Raw genomic sequence first — 4198 nt, forward strand, 5'->3', positions numbered from 1 at the left:
CGGATCCTTTCCATCGGCCTGAAGGACGTCGGCACCCTCGGCTCCAACGTGGGCGGCCAGGGCCTGGCGTACAACCAGAAGATCGGCACGGGCATCTTCGTGTTCGGTTACCCGAGCGGCTCGCACCCGGACGGCAACCACGCCTTCTCCGGCAGCACCCTCAAGTGGTCGTACGGCAAGACCTTCAAGGCCAGCTCCCCCACCATCAAGGCGCAGGAGCTCGTCGGCATCAAGTCGTCGTTCACCGGTGAGGGCGCGCTCGGCTCGGCGTGGCTGTACCGCTACAGCAGCACGAAGCGGCTCGGCTACCTGAACGGCGTGACCATCGGCGTCGCCGACCGCGACGGCAACAGGCGCTACGACACCAGCGTCTCCCCGTACTTCGACGGCGAGACCTACGGCGTGTACAAGACCGCCGCGAACAACTGGTCCGGCAAGATCGTCTGATCCGCCACCGCTCATGCGAAGGGGCCCGGCAGCGCGCCGGGCCCCTTTCGTTCTTCGCATCACCGCTGTCGAGACCGTGACCGGCCGACGGCGCCCTACCGCTCTAGCGCCCTATTGCTCTAGGCGGCCTACTGGCCTTCGAGGCGCTCCGCCACCGCCATCCACTCGAGCTCGGCCGACTCCTTCTGCGCGGCGATCTCCCGCAGCTCGGCGTCGAGCGTGGCCAGGCGTTCGAAGTCGCTCGCCGCCTCTGCCATCTCGGCGTGCAGCTTCGCCTCACGCTCGCCGAACTTGTCGATCTGCCGTTCCAGCCGGTTGAGCTCCTTCTGCAGCTCCCGCAGCTCCTTGGCGGACAGCCCGCCGTCCGGCGCCGGCTGGTCGTCCCGGCCGGCCCGCTCGGGAGCGCTCGGGGCGGAGGCCGCCCGGGCCGACAACGCGGCGCCCGCCGCACGGCGTTCCAGGTATTCGTCCACGCCGCCGGGCAGCATCGACAGCCTGCCGTCCCCGAGGAGCGCGACACAGCGGTCCGCCACCCTCTCCAGGAAGTACCGGTCGTGACTCACCACCACGAGCGTGCCCGGCCAGCTGTCGAGGAGGTCCTCCAGCTCGGTGAGCGTCTCGATGTCGAGGTCGTTGGTCGGCTCGTCGAGCAGCAGCACGTTCGGTTCGTTCATGATCAGTCGGAGGAGCTGCAGCCGCCGCCGCTCGCCGCCCGACAGGTCGCCGACGACCTTCCACTGGGCCTCGCCCCGGAAGCCGAGGCGTTCGAGCAGCTGGGAGGCCGACCACTCCTTCTTGCCCACCTGGACGTACTTGCGGATCTCCTCGACCGTCTCCAGCACCCGTCGCGCGGGGTCCAGCTCGGCGAGCTCCTGCGACAGGTGGGCGAGCCTCACCGTCTTGCCGCGCACCATGCGGCCGGAGTCGGGCTCGACCGTGCCGGACAGCAGGCGCAGCACCGACGACTTGCCCGAGCCGTTCACGCCGATCAGGCCGATCCGGTCCCCCGGGCCGAACTGGTACGTGCAGTGGTCGAGCACCAAGGGACCCTCCGCCGGGCCGCCCGCGTGGAGCGTCACGTCCTCCAGGTCCGCGACGGTCTTGCCGAGCCGCGCCGAGGCGAAGCTCAGCAGCTCGACGGTCTCCCGCGGCGGCGGCTCGTTCGCGATCAGCGCCTCGGCCGCGTTGATCCGGAACTTGGGCTTGGAAGTCCGGGCCGGCGGGCCGCGCCGCAGCCAGGCGATCTCCTTGCGCATGAGGTTCTGCCGGCGCTCCTCCGCGGCCTGCGCGATCCGCGCCCGCTCGGCCTTGGCCAGCACGTACGCCGCGTAGCCGCCCTCGTATCGCTCGACGGAGCCGTCCACGACCTCCCACGTACGGGTGGAGACGGCGTCGAGGAACCACCGGTCGTGGGTGACGACGAGCAGCGCCGACTTGCGCTGGACGAGATGCCCGGCGAGCCAGGCGATGGCCTCGATGTCGAGGTGGTTCGTGGGCTCGTCGAGGATCAGCAGGTCGTGCTCCTCGACCAGCAGCCGCGCCAGGGCCGTACGGCGACGCTCCCCGCCCGACAGCGCGCCCGCGGGAGCCGCGAGGTCGATGTCGGCGAGCAGGTTGGCGAGGATCTCCCTGATCGCGGCGTCGCCGGCCCACTCGTGCTCGGCCCGGCCGGCCAGGACGATGTCCTTCACGGCTGTGTCCGGATCGAACCGGTCACGCTGGGCGAGCGCGCCGACGCGCAGCCCGCGAGTGTGGGTGACCCGGCCGCCGTCGGGCTTCAGCGTTCCGGCGATGATCGAGATGAGCGTGGTCTTGCCACCGCCGTTGCGGCCGACGACGCCGATCCGGTCGCCCTCCTCCAGTCCGAGAGAGACGTCGGCGAGCAGGGGCTTGGGCCCGAAGGCGTGGGAGACAGACTCCAGATTGACCAGATTCATCGCCCGTAAAGCTTATCCGGCCACGGTGGCCCCGGGGACGGGCCCGTGGGCGGTGACGACGGACCTGCAGCCGTCCACGTCCTTGAGCAGGGCGGCCAGCTCGTGCGCCCGCTCGGCGGACTCGGTCAGAAAGGCGCAGGTCGGGCCGGATCCGGAGACGATCGCGCCGAGCGCTCCGTGCTCACGGCCGGCGGCGAGCGTGTCCGCGAGCGAGGGGCGCAGCGCCAGCGCCGCGGGCTGCAGATCGTTGGACAAGGCCTGCCCGAGCGCCGTCGCGTCGCCCTCGCGCAGGGCGGCGAGCAGGGCCTCGCTCACCGCGGGCGTGGGCGCGGCCACCCCCGCCTCCTCGCGCAGCCGGTCGCACTCGCCGTACACCCTCGGCGTGGACAGACCGCCGTCGGCGAGCGCGAAGACCCAGTGGAAGACCCCGGCGGTCTCCAGGGGGGCGAGCCGCTCGCCGCGTCCGGTGCCCACGGCGGTGTCGCCGAGCAGCGCGAACGGCACGTCGCTGCCGATGTCGGCGGCGATCTCCATCAGGTCCTCGACGGGCAGGCCGAGGCCCCACAGCTCGTTGCAGGCCACCAGCGCCGCCGCGGCGTCGGCGCTCCCTCCGGCCATGCCGCCCGCCACGGGGATCGACTTCCGGATCAGCAGATCGGCCCGATAGGAGCGGCCCGCCCGGTCGGCCAGCGCCCTCGCGGCCCGGACGGCGAGGTTGTCGTCGCTCACCGGGACCTCGCCCGTGAGGTCCCCCTCGACCCTGACCCTGAGCGGGGCGGCGGAGGGGTCCCGCTCAGGGGCGGGATCGAGCGGCTCGGCGGCGGTGACCTCGTCGAACAGCGAGACCGCGTGGAAGACGTTCACGAGGTCGTGATAGCCGTCATCGCGCAGCGGTCCGACCGCGAGCTGGAGGTTGACCTTCGCCGGCACGCGCACCGTGATCGCGCTCATCGCCCGCTCACCGCCTCATGTCGCCGTCGCTCGTCGCCGCGACCGGACTGCCTGGACATGGGACCCGAGCTTAGCGGCACCCACGCCCCCCGGAGATCCGGCGGCGGCCACGGGTGCGCATGTCCCGGGCAGCGGAAAGGGGCCCGGCTGACGCCGAGCCCCTTCGCGTGCGCGATGACCGATCAGACGATCTTGCCGGACCAGTTGGCCGCGGCGGTCTTGTAGACGGCCAGGGTCTCACCGTCGAAGTACGGCGAAACGCTGGTGTCGATGCGCTTGTTGCCGTCGGTGTCGGAGACCGCGATGGTCACACCGTTGAGGTAGCCGAGCCGCTTGGTGTTGCTGTAGCGGTACAGCCACGCGGAACCGATGGAGCCCTCGCCGGTGAAGGAGGACTTGATGCCCACCAGCTCCTCGGCCTTCATGGACGGCGCAGCCGCCTTGAAGGTCTTGCCGTACGACCACTTGAGGGTCTTGCCGGAGAAAGCGTAGTTGCCGTCCGGGTGCGAGCCGCTCGGGTAACCGAACACGAACATGCCCGTGCCGATCTTCTGGTTGTACGCCAGGCCCTGGCCGCCCACGTTGGAGCCGAGGGTGCCGACGTCCTTCAGACCGATCGAAAGAACCCGGCCGGTCAGGCGGTAGTCGACGTCGTAGTTGATCCAGTAGGTGCGGACGACGTACTTGTCGCCCTTCTTCAGGTAGAACGCCCTACCGTCGCGGGACGCCTTGCCCTCGTCCCAGCCGCGCGGCTTGAAGCTGTACTCCCTGTCCGTGACGCCGGTGCCCTCCTTGAAGGGACCGTCGGCCGGAGTGCCCTCGGGGTTGAGCTTCTTCCAGTCGTCGCGCTTGACGTAGACCTT

2 protein-coding genes and 2 pseudogenes are annotated in these 4198 nt (G+C 70.7%); 1 reads left to right on the forward strand and 3 read right to left on the reverse strand.

The window, feature by feature from the left end; translation table 11 throughout:
* Positions 1-447 (forward strand): annotated as a pseudogene (locus tag BXA11_RS40990) (trypsin-like serine peptidase); the annotation flags it as partial.
* A gap of 128 nt (positions 448-575) precedes the next feature.
* Here the strand turns inward: BXA11_RS40990 and BXA11_RS40995 are convergent.
* The 3 genes and pseudogenes from BXA11_RS40995 to BXA11_RS44245 form a co-directional block, all read right to left on the reverse strand.
* Positions 576-2384 (reverse strand): ABC-F family ATP-binding cassette domain-containing protein, encoded by a 1809-nt coding sequence (locus BXA11_RS40995; protein ID WP_076443333.1) that lies wholly within the window; start codon positions 2382-2384, stop codon positions 576-578.
* 12 nt (positions 2385-2396) lie between these two features.
* Positions 2397-3335: a 4-(cytidine 5'-diphospho)-2-C-methyl-D-erythritol kinase gene (locus BXA11_RS41000; RefSeq protein WP_076443334.1), complete on the reverse strand. Its 939-nt coding sequence runs from the start codon at positions 3333-3335 to the stop codon at positions 2397-2399.
* Positions 3336-3517: 182 nt separating this feature from the next.
* Positions 3518-4198 (reverse strand): annotated as a pseudogene (locus BXA11_RS44245) (hypothetical protein); the annotation flags it as partial.

The organism is Microbispora rosea (genome assembly GCF_900156315.1).
Lineage (GTDB): Bacteria > Actinomycetota > Actinomycetes > Streptosporangiales > Streptosporangiaceae > Microbispora > Microbispora rosea.